Source organism: Oscillochloris sp. ZM17-4, from assembly GCF_019599295.1.
GTDB lineage: Bacteria > Chloroflexota > Chloroflexia > Chloroflexales > Chloroflexaceae > Oscillochloris.
The window spans coordinates 157,413-171,471 of record NZ_JAIEWN010000001.1; the positions used below are offsets into that span (position 1 = coordinate 157,413).

The following is a 14,059-nucleotide window of genomic DNA, read 5'->3' on the forward strand; positions in this document are numbered from 1 at the left end:
GTTAGAGGCTGCTGAAACATGTGAACCGTCGCGGTACGATACGCCGCACCCACCGTCACAGGGTGCGGCGGAACGCCTTGCATGCGGGCGGGCGGCTGAAGCCGCGCCGGGAGGGCCTGGGGCCGCCCGCCCGCCTTTGCGGGCGGTTCCGGCGTCGGCGCAGGCCGACGCCCGGCGCGCAGCGCCCCGGCGGCGCGGCTTCAGCCGCCCGCCAGCGCACCGCTGCAAGACGATTCGTGACACCCACCGTCACAGGGTGATTTGCAGCGCCCGGTGATGGGCTTTATACTGGGCAGAGCTGTATTCAAAGCATAACGCGCTGGGTCGCGACCCTGGAGAGCATAGATGGAGTACGCCCTCGAACGCTTCACCGCTGAGGTGAAGGCGGCGATCGCGGCGACCGGCCGGGTGGCCCCGGCCCTGATCGAGACGACGACGCCGAAGCCAAATATCCCCGCCGACCTGGCATTCCCGGCCTTCCGCGCGGCCAAGGAGCTCAGGGTCCCGCCGCCGCAGCTGGCCGCCGAGCTGGCCGCCGCAATCAGCATCCCCGAGGGCTCGCTGATCGGCAAGGTCGAGGCGGCCGGGCCGTTCCTCAACTTCAGCATGCACCCGCAGCGCCTGGCCGCCGCCGTGCTGGCCGAGATCGCCGCCCGCGCCGAGGGCTACGGCCGGCAGCCCGACGGCGCGGGCCAGACGATCGTGGTCGACTACTCGGCCCCCAACATCGCCAAGCGCATGCACGTGGGCCACATCCGCAGCACGATCATCGGCCAGAGCCTGGTGAATATCTTCCGCGCCCTCGGCTACACCGTGGTCGGCGACAACCACCTGGGCGACTGGGGCAAGCAGTTCGGCGTGGTGCTGGCCTCGATCGCCATGTACGGTCGTCCCGATGCCGTGGGCGAGGAGGCGATGGCGCTCCTGGAGGCCCAGTACGCGCGCTACAGCGGCGAGATGAAGGAGCGCCCTGACCTCGATGAGGAGGCCCGGCGCTGGTCGCTGCTGCTTGAGCAGGGCGACCCGCAGGCCCGCGCGCTCTGGCAGTGGTGCGTCGATCTGACCCTGCAGGCGGCTGAGAAGAACTATAACCGCCTGGGCGTGCGCTTCGATCACGCCTATGGCGAGAGCTTCTACGAGGGTATGCTGCCCGACATGATCGCCGAGACCCTGCGCACCGAGGCGGCTTACCGCGACGAGGATGGCTCGGTGGTGGCCGAGCTCGATAAGCTGCCGAAGTTCATCATCCAGCGCAAAGATGGTGGTACTGTCTATATGACCCGCGATATCGCCACCGTCGAATTTCGGCTCAGCGAGTTCCATCCATCCCAGATTATCTATGTGGTCGATGGTCGGCAGGAGCTACATTTCCGCCAGCTCTTTGCGATTATGCGGGCCATGGGCTATGCCCGCGATGTGGAGCTTGTTCATATCCCCTTTGGCGTCGTCACCACGCTCGACGGCCAGCCCCTCTCGACGAAGAAGGGCAACATGGTCTATCTGGAGAGCCTGCTCGACGAGGCGACGGCGCGGGCGCTCGCGGTGATCGATCTGAAGAACCCGGACTTGGCTGAGGCGGAGAAGGCCGCCGTGGCCGAGTCGGTCGGCGTGGGTGCGGTGGTCTACAACGACCTGTACCAGGACACGAAGCGCAACATCACGCTGGACTGGGAGCGCATGCTGGCGACCGAGGGCAACAGCGCCACCTACCTGCAGTACTCGCACGCGCGCTGCCGCTCGATCCTGCGGCGGGCCGTCGAGGAGGGCGCGGCGACGGCGGGCGACGCGACGCTGCTGACCCACCCGGCCGAGACGGGCCTGATCAAGCACCTGGCCCGGCTGCCCGAGGCCCTGCGCGAGGCCGGCTCGCGCTACGCGCCCTTCGTGATCGCCGACTGGTGCTACACCACGGCCCGCGAGTTCGGCGTCTTCTTCGAGCAGTGCCCGGTGCTCAAGGCCGAGAGCGCCGAGCTGCGCGCGGCCCGCCTGGATCTGGTGGCGGCAACCGCCCACGCGCTCAAGGCCGGGCTGGGCCTGCTGGGGATCAGGGCGCCGGAGCGGATGTAATGAAGACGCACACGGGGCGTGGCGATTCGCCACACCCCGTGTGCGATAGGTGTTTTTATGATAGACCTGAGTGCGATCCGCGCGGTGCTGTTCGATATGGACGGGGTGCTCTACCGGGGCAAGCAGATGCTCGCGGGCGTCCCCGAGCTGCTGGCCTTCCTGGGTGAGCGCGGCATCGGCTACGCCTGCATCACCAACAACGCTTCGATGACCCCCGGCCAGTACGAGGAGAAGCTGGGCGCGATGGGCATCGCCATGCCGGCGCGGCTGGTGCTCACCTCGGCTCTGGCCACCTCCCGTCACCTGCGCGGCGCCTTCCCGCCCGGTACCCGCGTGCTGATCGTCGGCATGCGCGGCCTGCGCGAGGCGCTGCTGGGCGACGGCTACTTCGTTGAGGATCGCGCCAGCCCCGAGCTGGTGGTGCAGGGCGCTGACTTTGAGCTGACCTACGCCACCCTCAAGGGCGCGGCGCTGGCCATCCGCCACGGCGCGCGCTTTGTGGCCACCAACCCCGACCGCACCTTCCCATCCGAGGAGGGCCTTATCCCCGGCGCCGGGGCGACCACGGCCGCGCTGGTGGCCGCCACCGATGTGCAGCCCCTGGTGATCGGCAAGCCCGCCCCCACCATGTTCCTCGTCGCCGCCGAGATGCTCGGCGTTGAGCCGGGGCAGACCCTGGTGATCGGCGACCGGCTCGACACGGATATCGCCGGGGCGAACAACGCCGGCATGCCCAGCGCCATGGTGCTCACGGGAGTCTCCCAGCGCGCGGATGTCGGGGCCGGCCCCGGCACCCCCGACCTGATTGTCGCCAGCCTCCCCGATCTGCTGGGGGCATGGCGCGACGCACGCTGATGGCCAGTCGAACACAGCGCATGCCGATGCTCGTTGTCTACGATCGCGCCCGCGCCTGCGAGCTGCTGCGCAGCTGGACGGCCCATGGCCTTCGTGACGCGCTGCGCGGCGGGAACTTCGGCTCGGGTCTCTCGACAGACGAGCGTGCCGAGCTCGATGAGCTACTCACTGCCTGGATCCAGCGCGCCCTCGGCGCGGTCTTCCTGCGCGACGCCCTACTGGTTGACGGGCAGCGCGGCCCGCGCGCCTTCGGCATGATCTGCGCTGGGCTCACCCGGGCCCGCGCCACCATGCCGCCTGACCTGGCCCAGTCCCTGCGCGCCCGCAGATCGGGCGACCTTGCCCCCGGCGACCTTGCCGACCTGGCGATCCGCGACCCGGCCTTGGCGCGGCTGGCCGACCTGGCCGGGCGCGAGGGCCTCTCGCTGGCCCTGCTCGAAAGGCCGGCAGGCTACCCGATGCCCGCCGATCTCGACAGGCTGCTTCCTGCGCCCCTCGCGCGCCAGCGCTTTCCCGATGAGGCGTTCGCCCCGCCGATCGGGGTGCGGCGGGGTGCCGCCGCGTCGCTGGCTATTGGCGGCATGGGGCTGCTGATCATCCCGATGCTGGGCGGGGCCATCCCCGAGCACCCGGCAGGGGTGCCCCTGGCCCTGATCACCCTCGCCCTCATGGTCGGCATCAGGGCCGGCTGGGCCGGCTTCGCCGGCGCCCTCTGCATCTGGCTCGTGCCAAACCTGCCCGGTTTCCGCCACGGCAACGGCCTGATCGCGCTGCTCCCCTCGCTGCCACTCCTCACCGTCGGCCTAGCCCTGCTCATCCTCGACCGCCGCGTCCGCGCGCTGTGGCGCTGGGTGCGCCAGCAGGTCGTGCGATGAGGAGCGCGCAGCGCGCAGGGTGCGCGCAGCTCGGACGGTGATATGCTTCGGTGATACATCCCAAATCTGCCTTTTGTGAACTGTTGGCGGTGAAGCCGCCCCCACCCCCCACCGGGAGATGACATGGATATCAATGAGCTGCTGACCCGCGGCGTCGCGGAGGTGATCGTCGAGTCGGAGCTGCGCCAGCGCCTGGCCAGCGGCGAGTCCCTGCGCCTCAAGCAGGGCTTCGACCCGACCAAGCCTGACATGCATATCGGCCACGCCGTCGGCCTGCGCAAGCTGCGCAAGTTCCAGGAGGCCGGCCACCAGGTGGTGCTGATCGTCGGCGACTGGACGGCCCAGATCGGCGACCCGAGCGGCCGCGATGAGACCCGGCCGCGCCTCGACGCGGCCACGGTGCGCGCCAACGCCGAGATCTTCATGCAGCAGTTCTTCCGCGTGGTCGACCGCGACCGCACCGAGGTGCGCTGGCAGAGCGAGTGGTTCGGCGAGTTTAAGCTGGAGCAGGCCCTCGACCTCGCTGGCCGCTTCACCCTGGCCCAGATGCTCGCCCACGAGACCTTCCGCCGCCGCTACGACGAGGGCGCCAAGCTGACCATCCTGGAGCTCATGTACCCCATGCTCCAGGGCTACGACTCGGTGGCGATCAAATCGGACGTGGAGTTCGGCGGCACCGACCAGAAGTTCAACAACCTGGCCGGCCGCGAGCTGATGGGCCAGCTCGGCATGCGCCCCCAGCACGTCCTGCTCGTCCCGCTTATCCCCGGCACTGACGGCCGCAAGATGGGCAAGACGTTTAATAATACGGTTGACATAACACTCTCGCCGACCGACATGCTGGGCAAGGTGATGTCGATGAGCGACGAGGTGCTGCCGCTCTACTTCGAGGTGCTCACCGACGTGCCGCTGCCTGAGCTGGCCGAGATCCGCGCCGGCCTGGCGGACGGCACGGTGAAGCCGCGCGACCTGAAGATGCGCCTGGCCCGCGAGGTCGTCGGCCAGTTCCACAGCCCCGCCGACGCCGTGGCCGCCGAGGAGGCCTTCGTGCGCCAGTTCGTCCAGCGCGAGCTGCCGGCGGACATCCCCGAGCACGCTCTGGCCGCCCCCGCCGGCATCATCGACCTGATGGTCGCGGCGGGCCTGGCAGCATCGAAGAGCGAGGCCCGCCGCCTGATCGCTGGGGGCGGCGTGCGCGTCGATGGCGAGCGGGTCGAGGGATTTGAGCTAACCCTTAGCCCCGGTGCCAATGTTGTTATCCAAGTTGGCAGACGACAGTTCAGACGAGTGGTGTAGGGGCGCAGCACGCTGCGCCCCTACACCACGCCTCGCCCGACGACGCTCGTGTTTGACGTTCCCATGGGCGCGGCGTAGAATAGAGCGGAGCGACACCGCCGTCGCGCCTCAGGGCTCCCCGCCGCATCACGCTCACATCAGGTGCCCCATTTGTGTGAAGGAAATACTATGCAGATCTCGGTTCGTATTGGGGACATGCTGCGCGAGCCCGCCGACCTGGCCGTGCTCGCGACGTTCGAGGGCGCTCCGCTGCCCGCTGCGGTCGATGAGCTGCTGGAGCCCGGCGACTTCGCCGGTAAGGCCAAGCAGTCGCTGCTACTCTACCCGCGCGGCGCCGCCGCCCCGCGCCGCCTGCTGCTGCTCGGCCTCGGCAAGCCCGGCGCGCTCGCGGCCGATGGCGTGCGCCAGGCGGCCGCCCTCGCCGCCCAGAAGGCCCAGGATCTGAAGGCGGACACCTTCGCCCTCGCCCTGCCCGCCGACCTGTCGCTGTCCCCAGCTAGCGCCGGCCAGGCCTTCGCCGAGGGCGCCGAGCTCGGCCTCTACCGCTTCCTGCGCTATAAGACATCGCCCAGCGAGAGCGCCGATGTGACGGCGGCGACCCTCTTCGTCGGCGCGGACGCCGAGGCCTTCCAGGCCGGCGTCGCCGTGGGGCAGGCCGTCTCCGGCGGCGTGTCGCTCGCCCGCGACTTGGCCAACGGCCCGGGCAACGAGATCACGCCCACCGCGCTCGGCGAGGCGGCGCTGGCCCTCGGCCAGCGCCACGGCTTCAGCGTGACGGTGCTCGACCGGGCGCAGCTCACCGAGCAGGGCTTCCACGGCATCCTGGCCGTGGGCCAGGGCTCGGCCCAGGAGCCGCGCTTTATTGTGATGGAGCACGGCAGCGCCGCCGAGGGCACGCCCACAATCTGCCTGGTCGGCAAGGGCATCACCTTCGACACTGGCGGCATCAGCATCAAGCCCGCCGCGAACATGGAAGACATGAAGATGGACATGGGCGGCGCGGCGGCCGTCCTCGGCGCGATGCAGGCCGTGGGCGCGCTGGGGCTGCCGCTGCACGTCGTCGGCATCATCTGCTCGGCTGAGAACATGCCCAGCGCCACCGCCTACAAGCCTGGCGATGTGATCAAGACCCTCAGCGGCAAGACGATCGAGGTGATCAACACCGACGCCGAGGGCCGGATCGTCCTGGCCGACGGGCTCTTCTACGCCCAGCGCTACAACCCGGCCGCGATCGTGGATCTGGCCACCCTCACCGGCGCGATCATGGTGGCCCTCGGCCCGCACGCCATCGGCATGATGGGCACCAGCCAGGAGCTGGCCGACCGGCTCAGCACGGCCGGCGAGGCCGCCGCCGAGCGCGTCTGGCAGCTGCCGCTGTGGGACGAGTACCGCGACATGATGAAGAGCGATATCGCCGACCTGAAGAACACCGGCGGCCGCTTCGGCGGCGCGATCACCGCCGGGGGCTTCCTCTCGGCCTTTGTGGGCGACCACCCCTGGGTTCACCTGGACATCGCCGGGACGGCCTGGGTTGATCGGGCGACACGGCCCTACTACACCCGCGGGGCCACCGGCATGGGCGTGCGCCTGCTCGTCGAGCTGCTGCGCGGGTATGTTGGGTAGGGGACAGGGGACAGGGGACAGGCCGCACGACTGTTTCGCTGTCCCCTGTCCTCTGTCCTCTGTCCCCTGTCCCCTGTCCCCTTTCAAGAGAGGCCCCGGATGAACAACGACACCTTCCTTGTCCGCTTCTGGGGCACGCGCGGCAGCTTCCCCGTGCCCGGGCCTGCGACGCTGCGCTTCGGCGGGAACACCACCTGCGTCGAGGTGCAGGCCGGCCCGCACACCCTGATCATCGACGCCGGCACCGGGATCATCAACCTCGGGCACGAGATGCTGCGCCGCGCGCGGGAGCAGGGCGGCGCGCCGATCCGGGCCACGCTGCTGCTCACCCACATGCACCACGACCACACCCAGGGCTTCCCCTACTTCCCGCCGGCCTACATCGGCACCAGTGTGCTCTACATCCTCGGGCCGCGCACCTTCGAGGAGGACCTGGAGGAGACGCTGAACCACGCGGTGCTGCCGCCGAGCTTCCCGGTGAGCCTGCAGGAGCTGCCCTCGCTCAAGGTTGTCCGCAGCCTGCAAGAGACGGAGACGGTGCTGATCGATGGCCCGGAGGGCGAGCCGCGCATCCAGAATATCTACCGCGAGCAGATCGTCGCTGGCCCCGACACCCTGCGCGTGCGTATCCACAAGAGCTACGCCCACCCGCGCAACGGGGTCTACATCTACCGGATCGAGTGGCGCGGCCGCTCGATGGTGTTCGCCAGCGACACCGAGGGCTATGTGGATGTCGACCGGCGCCTGGTCCACTTCGCCCGCGACACCGACCTGATCATCCACGACGCCCAGTACGCCGCCGCAGACTACGCCGCGAAGCAGGGCTGGGGCCACAGCACCCCCGAGATGGCCTGCGCTGTGGCGAAGGCGGCTGACGCCCGCCGGCTGGTGCTCTTCCACCACGAGCCTCGCTACGACGACGCGCGGATCGCCGAGCTTGAGCGCGAGGCGCAGGCGATCTTCCCCGAGACGCAGGCCGCTTTCGAGGGCCTGGAGATCGTGCTATAGGGGCGCGTCGCGACGCGCCCCTACAGCGCAATCTCCTCGCCCCTACACGACCGGCGTAGAGACGACCATCTCGATCAGGAACAGGATCAAGAATCCGAGGAAGAAGGACGCGGTCATCAGCGGCGTGTCGGGGATCTTGTGTGCCTCGACCAGCAGCTCCTCGGTGACGAGGTAGAGCAGGGCCACGGCGCCGAAGGAGAGCACGCCCTCCAGCCAGGGCCCGGAGAGGCCGGACAGCAGGGTCGTGCCGAGCAGCGCGCCGAGCACAATCATCAGCGCCAGGCCGGTGATCGTTGCCAGCATGCGCCCGCGCGGCGCGCCGGCCTTGGCGAGCACCGCCGCCGTCGAGAGGCCGAGGAAGAGCACCTCAAGGGTCAGGGCCGCCGTGAGCAGCAGGCCTGTCTGCGCGCCCGCCGCGAAGCCGACCCCGACCAGCAGCCCGTCCATCAGCAGGTCGACGCCGATGGTGATCAGCATGGCCATGGGCAGCGCCCCGCCGCTGGCAACCTCGCCCTCGCCGTGCCCGCCGCCCATGCGCTCGGTCAGCTCCTTGATCCCGAGCATGGTCACGACGCCGAGCGCGAAGCCGATGATCGCCGGGGCCAGCGCGTGCTCGCGCATGATCTCCGGCAGCACCTCGCCGGCGACGGCGGCGAAGACCACACCGGCGGCGAAGTGCTGGACGTAGCCCTGCGCGCGCTCGCCCGGCGTGCGGATGGTGGCGATGAGCCCACCGATGACGGCGGCGATGACGGGGATGAACGCATAGCCGAGCACGGAGAGAATCTGGCCCATGGCGGTGGTGGCCCTTCGGGTATGGCTGGCTACTTGGACGCGGAAGATCTATGGATCGCATGTGCGGCATGCTCTTTTCGTGCGTCATTATACGCCAAAGGGCGCGCGGCATCGTCGCGCTAGAGCGGGGGGCGGTATGGTATCATTCCGGCCATGATCGATGACCGCACCAGAGTGATCTTCCCGGCCAGCGGCGCGGTGGAGCTGCCCCTGATCTTCGCCCCCGAGGTGCTGCGCTGCGTGGCCTCCGGCCCCGGCGGCCACCCGCTGACGGTGCTGCTCGACACGGGCACCGACCCCTCGGCGATCGACCTGGGGCTGGCCCGCCGCCTCGACCTGCGCCTCGGCGACTTCGCCCTCGGCTCCGACGCCGCCAGCGATAGCGTGCCCTTCACCGAGACGGTGCTGCCCTGGCTGCGCCTCGGCGACCTGACTCTGCGCGACCTCTACGCGGTGGCGATGGACCTCAGCCGGGCGCCGTTTAACGTTGACCTGGTGCTGGGCTACAATGTGCTCTCGAGCCTGACCCTCAGCGTCAGCTACGCGGGGCGATCCCTGTCGCTGCGCCACCCGGACATCGAGCCGCCGCCGCCCGGCCCCGGCGGCGCATCGCTGCCCCTCGCCTTCTCCAGCCACTTCCCGGCCCTGGCCGATCTGCGGCTCTCCTGCGCCGGGCGGAGCCTCGACCTGCCCCTGGCGACGATCGACACCGGCTCGAACGGCGCGCTCACCCTTGGGCGCGACCTGGCCGCCCGCGTCGGGCTCTACGGCGAGGCTGATGCGCCCGAGGCGCGGCGGGGCCAGGGCTTCACCAGCGGCGCCGCCGTGCTCACCGGCGGCCTGGCCGACCTGCGCCTCGGCCCCTTCGAGCTGTGCGATATCGCCATCGACGCGCCCCTCGGCGGCCCCGGCGACCTCGGCCGGGCGGGGCGGGCCAACATCGGCAACCGCCTGCTCTCCCGCTTCGCCCGCGTCACCCTCGACTACCGGCGGGGGCTGTGTGTGGTGGACCCACATAGGTAGGGCCGAAGCATTCGCCCGCTATGCGGCGGCTGTTCGATAGGCACTGCATGCGAATGCTTCGGCCCTACATCGTCATCGTGATATGCCTCTTGCTGCTGCCTTCCTCGGCGCTGCCCCTCGCCCCCGGCCCGGCCGTGGTGCCGCCCGCGCGCACGCCGAGCTGCGCGGACGCGGGCAACCCCGACGCGGCGGCGCTGCTGGCGGCCCTGCCGGGCGCGGGCTACGCCTGCGCCGAGGAGATCGCGGCGGCGCTGCGCCCGCGCGCCGAGGAGCCGGTGGTCGACGCGCTGATCTCGCTCGCGACGGACGCCCGGCGCGACACGCGGGCCAGGCGCAACGGGCTGCGCGCCCTCGGCCGCCTCGCCGAGAGCCCGCCCGCCAGCCGGGCCGGCGAGCTGATGCGCCGCACCCGCGCCGCCGCCACCCGCGCGGCCCTCGACCAGATCCTCGCCGGGGAGCGCGACAGCTTCCTCGTCCAGGACGCGATCTGGATCTACGATACCTTCTACTTCCCTAGCTTCGGCACCCAGCCGGCCCTGGAGCGCGTCAGCGCCGATGTGCATGTGGCCCCGGCCCTGCGCGCCCGCGCGGCCCTGGCCGCCGCCCGCCTGATCGGGCGCAAGGCCGGCCCGCTGGCCGACGCCGACCACGACTCGATCAGAGCCGGGATGTTCTCGGATGACCCCGGCGTGCGCGCCGCCGCCGCCGACTGTGTGGCCCGCCTGCGCGATGATCGGCTGACCCCGCAGATCCGCGCCGAGCTGGGAGAGCTCATGCTGTGGGCGCAGCTGAATCAGCCGCCGATGGCCCTCGTCGAGGATGCGCCGGACATGCGGGGCAGCCTGGCCTTCGCCGATGCCGCGAGCACGCCGACTGATCTGACCGTCAGCGCGGCTGTTGCCCGCGCCCAGGATCGCCTGGAGGGCGGCGCGCACCTCGCCCAGCTGCGCGCCGACTACGAGGCGCTGGCCCTGCCGAGCCAGCTTGAGGCCCCCGGCTTCCTGCTGCGCTCGGGGCTTCCCGAGGACGAGCTGCCGGCCCTGCTGGGCCGCACGGAGCTGCTGCGCGTCGCCTACGCCCAGGCCCTCGGCCCCGCGCTCTCCGCACCGCTGCCCGGCGAGCCATCCGGCCCGATCCGCGTGCTGATCTTCGCCAGCCAGGCGATCTACCGCGACTATATGCGCGCCTTCACGCCCTTCACCGTCGATGTCGACGGGGTCTACGACGAGGCGACGCGCACCCTCTACACCCACCAGCGCCGCCCCGACCAGAGCGCGAACACCTTGGGCGAGACCATCCAGCACGAGCTGACCCACGCGCTGACCGGGGAGACGCTGTTTCGGGGCCTGTGGGCCGACCCGGGCTACCACGCGGAGCCGCGGGGCTGGGCCGACGAGGGGCTGGCCGAGGTGATGGCCGGCGCGGCCCCCGACGGGGCGGGCGGAGCTATCCTGGCCCCGCGCCCGGCCCAGCTGTCCCGGCTCTGCGCGCTGCCAGCCCCGCCCGCCCTCGCCGAGCTGCTGGCCCGCCGCGCCGGCTACGACCGCTTCGGCAGCTTCGACTACGACGGCGCGTGGGCGCTGAGCTACTACCTGCTCACCGAGCGCCCCGAGGCCGCCCGGCGGATCTACGCGGCCTATCGAGACGGCAGCTACCGGCTGGCGGCCTGGCCCCAGCTCGCCGGCGAGGGCCTGGACTCGTTTGAGGCGAGCTGGCACGCGGCGATAGGGCGCTGGTGCGAGCGGGCGAATGGGCCGCGCGACGCACGCAGCCGCAGGTGGTAGTGCGGTACTATAGGGCGGAGCGCGAACCCGCGCCAGATCTACGCTGACAGGAGGCCCCCTATGGCTCACCGCCCCGGCCGCCCCGCACCGGATGAGTACGCGCCCTTCTACGCCGGCTACGTCGCCCGCGTCCCGGACGGCGATATCCTAGAGATCCTGCAGGCGCAGCTCGCCACGACCAAGGGCCTGCTCGCCCCGCTGAGCCGCGAGCAGACGCGAGCGCGGCCGACTCCAGAGGACTGGAATATCCTCGAAGTGCTCGGCCACATCACCGATGGCGAGCAGGTCTTCGCCTACCGCGCCCTGCGCATCGGCCGGGGCGACCTGACCCCGCTGGCCGGGTTTGAGCAGGACGACTATGTGCGCGCCGCCCGCAGCGCGGAGCGGACGATCGAGGATCTGCTGGAGGCCTACGCGGCCCAGCGGCGGGCCACGATCGCCACGCTGCGCAGCTTCGACGCCGAGGCCTGGCTGCGCAGCGGCACCGTCTCCGGGAACCCCTGCAGCGCCCGATCCTGTGCCTACATCGCCGCCGGCCACGAGCTGCACCACATCGCCGACCTCCACGAGCGATACGGGATCGGTCTAGGCCACACAAGCTAGGAGTCTTCTATGGACGACTCGCCGGGGCAGGCCCCGCAGCCCTGGGGCCGCGAGGCCCTGGAGCGCGAGAGCGAGGTCACATTCTTTATCGCCAGCGGGCCGGGCGGGCAGCACCGCAACCGCAACGCCACCGGAGTCCGGCTGGTCCACCGCCCGAGCGGGATCGTGGTCACCGCTACCGAGCGCCGCTCGCAGGCGTCGAACCTGGAGATGGCCTACGCCCGCCTGGCCCGCCGGCTGGAGGCGGCCAGCGCGGTGGACGCCCCGCGCGTGCCGACTCGCCCAAGCCGGGCCGCCCGCGCGCGCCGCCAGGACTCGAAGCGGCGGCGCGGGGCGGTCAAGGCGATGCGCGGGCCGGTGAAGGAGTAGCCCCGTTTGTGGATTGTAGATTGCAGATTGCAGATTGAGCGCAGCGCATGCCCTTGATGCGGCTATTGTGATCACGCGGCGCGTATCTGTTACCCTTGCCCTGCTGCTGCCCGCGATCATCTCCGTGATGATTGTGATCATCTGGGATCGGCAGGGGGTCAACCCGATCACCGGCGACGAGCCGCACTACCTGCTGATCACCGACTCGCTGCTGCGCGACGGCGACCTGCGGGTGGGGAACAACTACCTGCTCGACACGCTGGTGCGGCGGGCGCTGCCTGGCGGCGGCGCGCCGCTCGATGCCCACACGCAGGGCAGCTACAGCATCCACGGGCCGGGGCTGCCCGCCCTGCTGATCCCCGGCTACGCCCTGGGCGGCGTGCTCGGGGCGAAGATCGAGCTGGCCCTGCTGGTCGGCCTGCTGCCGCTCAGCGTCTACCGGCGGGCGCTGGCCATCCTGCCCGACAGCCCCTGGCCGCTGTCCGTCGCGCTGATCGTCGGCCTTGGCCAGCCCTTCCTGATCGGCGGCGGCCAGATCTACCCCGACCTGCTGGCCGGGCTGATCCTCTTTGAGCTGCTCGGCGCGTGGGACGAGGGGGCCGCCGCGCCGGGCTGGTGGGCCGGCGGGCTGCTCGCCCTGCTGCCCTGGCTGCACCTCAAGCTGCTGGCGCCGGCGGCGCTGCTGGCCCTGCTCTACGCCCGGCGCACCCGCGCGCCCACGCTGCTACTGGCCGCGTCGGCGGCCGGCCTGGGCCTCTACAACCTGCGCGCCTTCGGGTCGATCCTCGGCCCCTACCAGCCGGGCGACGCGACATCCGACATCGGCAGGGTCGCGATGGTCGCCCTCGGGCTGCACATGGACCGCATGCAGGGCATCTTCGTTCAGGCGCCGATCTTCCTGCTGGGGCTGCTCGGGCTGGCGAGCCTCGTCGCGGAGCGCCGCCGGCTGGCCCTGGCGGCCGGGGCGATCGCGCTGCTGGTGCTGCTGCCGAGCGCCGCGCACACCAATTGGTACGGCGGCACCTCGTTCGCCGGCCGCTTCTTCTGGGCCGTCGCGCCGCTCTGGTGCTTCCCGCTGCTGTTCGCGATCCGCCTGCTGCGCCGGCGCGGCCTGGCCGCCCTGGCGGTCGGCGCGCTGGCGGGGGCGATCCTACTGGAGTCGGTCTTTGTCGCCAAGGTGCTCATCCCCAACGCCTACACCTACACCGCGCCGCCCAGCCCGGCGGCGGCGTGGATGGACAGCGACCCCTACGCCGACTTCCTTGACCTCACGCCGATGCAGCGGGCGCGCTGGCTGCCCTCGTTTCAGGAGCCTGAGACGGCCGCGCGCACGCCGGCCAACTGGATCTTCGGCGGGCTGATCATCTGCCTGACATACACGGGCGGCTGCGCGCTGCGGGGGCGGCCAAAGGCCTGCATGGCCGCATGGGGCACCTTTCTGATCGCCGCCGCATGCGCGGCATGGCTCGTCCAGCCGGACATCCGCCCGGCGACGCTGGGGGCCGAGCTGGAGCTGCGGCGCGGCGCGGGGTACGTGGCGGCCGGGCCGCGCGGGGCCATCCAGCCCGGGCGCTACGCGCTGGCGCTCGGCTACGCGGCGGGCGGCCCGGCGCGCTGGGAGTGCGCGCTGGTCGGGGTGGACGGTCGGCGCGAGGCGCTGGCGGCGGGCGAGCTGGCGGCTGGCGACGGCGAGCTGCGGGCCAGCTGCGCCATCCCGCGGGCCAGCGACCGCGCGGCCCTCTTCGAGCTGCGCCTCTACGG

General features: G+C 71.2%; 12 protein-coding genes. 11 read left to right on the plus strand and 1 reads right to left on the minus strand.

Features of this window, described 5'->3' with window-relative positions; translation table 11 throughout:
• The first annotated feature begins 345 nt into the window (after positions 1–345).
• The 6 genes from argS (at position 346) to K2Z83_RS00600 (ending at position 7,724) form a co-directional block, all read left to right on the plus strand.
• Complete coding sequence (gene argS, locus K2Z83_RS00575) at positions 346–2,067, plus strand: arginine--tRNA ligase (RefSeq protein ID WP_220593239.1); 1,722 nt, start codon at positions 346–348, stop codon at positions 2,065–2,067.
• Between the two features lie 57 nt (positions 2,068–2,124).
• Positions 2,125–2,922, plus strand: a complete 798-nt coding sequence (locus K2Z83_RS00580; RefSeq protein WP_220593240.1) for an HAD-IIA family hydrolase — start codon at positions 2,125–2,127, stop codon at positions 2,920–2,922.
• Complete coding sequence (locus tag K2Z83_RS00585; protein WP_255603044.1) at positions 2,922–3,797, plus strand: hypothetical protein; 876 nt, start codon at positions 2,922–2,924, stop codon at positions 3,795–3,797. The genes K2Z83_RS00580 and K2Z83_RS00585 overlap by 1 nt, the downstream gene beginning before the upstream one ends.
• A gap of 123 nt (positions 3,798–3,920) precedes the next feature.
• Positions 3,921–5,093: a tyrosine--tRNA ligase gene (gene tyrS / locus K2Z83_RS00590; RefSeq protein ID WP_220593241.1), complete on the plus strand. Its 1,173-nt coding sequence runs from the start codon at positions 3,921–3,923 to the stop codon at positions 5,091–5,093.
• 168 nt (positions 5,094–5,261) lie between these two features.
• Positions 5,262–6,716, plus strand: a complete 1,455-nt coding sequence (locus tag K2Z83_RS00595; protein ID WP_220593242.1) for a leucyl aminopeptidase — start codon at positions 5,262–5,264, stop codon at positions 6,714–6,716.
• Between the two features lie 99 nt (positions 6,717–6,815).
• Positions 6,816–7,724, plus strand: coding sequence for an MBL fold metallo-hydrolase (locus K2Z83_RS00600; RefSeq protein WP_220593243.1), 909 nt, complete (start codon positions 6,816–6,818; stop codon positions 7,722–7,724).
• Positions 7,725–7,766: 42 nt separating this feature from the next.
• Here K2Z83_RS00600 and K2Z83_RS00605 read toward each other — a convergent pair whose 3' ends face one another.
• Complete coding sequence (locus K2Z83_RS00605; protein WP_220593244.1) at positions 7,767–8,519, minus strand: ZIP family metal transporter; 753 nt, start codon at positions 8,517–8,519, stop codon at positions 7,767–7,769.
• 153 nt (positions 8,520–8,672) lie between these two features.
• Here K2Z83_RS00605 and K2Z83_RS00610 point away from each other — a divergent pair, with 153 nt between their 5' ends.
• The 5 genes from K2Z83_RS00610 to K2Z83_RS00630 form a co-directional block, all read left to right on the plus strand.
• A complete protein-coding gene (locus K2Z83_RS00610; protein WP_220593245.1) occupies positions 8,673–9,542 on the plus strand; it encodes an aspartyl protease family protein in 870 nt (289 codons plus the stop codon).
• A 53-nt stretch (positions 9,543–9,595) separates the two neighbouring features.
• Complete coding sequence (locus tag K2Z83_RS00615) at positions 9,596–11,326, plus strand: collagenase (protein ID WP_255603047.1); 1,731 nt, start codon at positions 9,596–9,598, stop codon at positions 11,324–11,326.
• Positions 11,327–11,386: 60 nt separating this feature from the next.
• Positions 11,387–11,929 carry a DinB family protein gene (locus tag K2Z83_RS00620; protein WP_220593247.1) on the plus strand — a complete coding sequence of 181 codons (543 nt, stop codon included), beginning with the start codon at positions 11,387–11,389 and terminating at the stop codon, positions 11,927–11,929.
• Between the two features lie 9 nt (positions 11,930–11,938).
• Positions 11,939–12,298: a peptide chain release factor-like protein gene (locus tag K2Z83_RS00625; protein ID WP_220593248.1), complete on the plus strand. Its 360-nt coding sequence runs from the start codon at positions 11,939–11,941 to the stop codon at positions 12,296–12,298.
• 67 nt (positions 12,299–12,365) lie between these two features.
• The coding region (locus K2Z83_RS00630; protein ID WP_220593249.1) for a hypothetical protein at positions 12,366–14,059 on the plus strand (1,694 nt) is incomplete at its 3' end.

Excerpts from the sequence above, each read along its gene's own strand:
- argS (WP_220593239.1), top strand. The coding sequence starts at position 346 with ATGGAGTACGCCCTCGAACGCTTCACCGCTGAGGTGAAGGCGGCGATC.
- K2Z83_RS00580 (WP_220593240.1), top strand. The coding sequence starts at position 2,125 with ATGATAGACCTGAGTGCGATCCGCGCGGTGCTGTTCGATATGGACGGG.
- K2Z83_RS00585 (WP_255603044.1), top strand. The coding sequence starts at position 2,922 with ATGGCCAGTCGAACACAGCGCATGCCGATGCTCGTTGTCTACGATCGC.
- tyrS (WP_220593241.1), top strand. The coding sequence starts at position 3,921 with ATGGATATCAATGAGCTGCTGACCCGCGGCGTCGCGGAGGTGATCGTC.
- K2Z83_RS00595 (WP_220593242.1), top strand. The coding sequence starts at position 5,262 with ATGCAGATCTCGGTTCGTATTGGGGACATGCTGCGCGAGCCCGCCGAC.
- K2Z83_RS00600 (WP_220593243.1), top strand. The coding sequence starts at position 6,816 with ATGAACAACGACACCTTCCTTGTCCGCTTCTGGGGCACGCGCGGCAGC.
- K2Z83_RS00605 (WP_220593244.1), bottom strand. The coding sequence starts at position 8,519 with ATGGGCCAGATTCTCTCCGTGCTCGGCTATGCGTTCATCCCCGTCATC.
- K2Z83_RS00610 (WP_220593245.1), top strand. The coding sequence starts at position 8,673 with ATGATCGATGACCGCACCAGAGTGATCTTCCCGGCCAGCGGCGCGGTG.
- K2Z83_RS00615 (WP_255603047.1), top strand. The coding sequence starts at position 9,596 with ATGCTTCGGCCCTACATCGTCATCGTGATATGCCTCTTGCTGCTGCCT.
- K2Z83_RS00620 (WP_220593247.1), top strand. The coding sequence starts at position 11,387 with ATGGCTCACCGCCCCGGCCGCCCCGCACCGGATGAGTACGCGCCCTTC.
- K2Z83_RS00625 (WP_220593248.1), top strand. The coding sequence starts at position 11,939 with ATGGACGACTCGCCGGGGCAGGCCCCGCAGCCCTGGGGCCGCGAGGCC.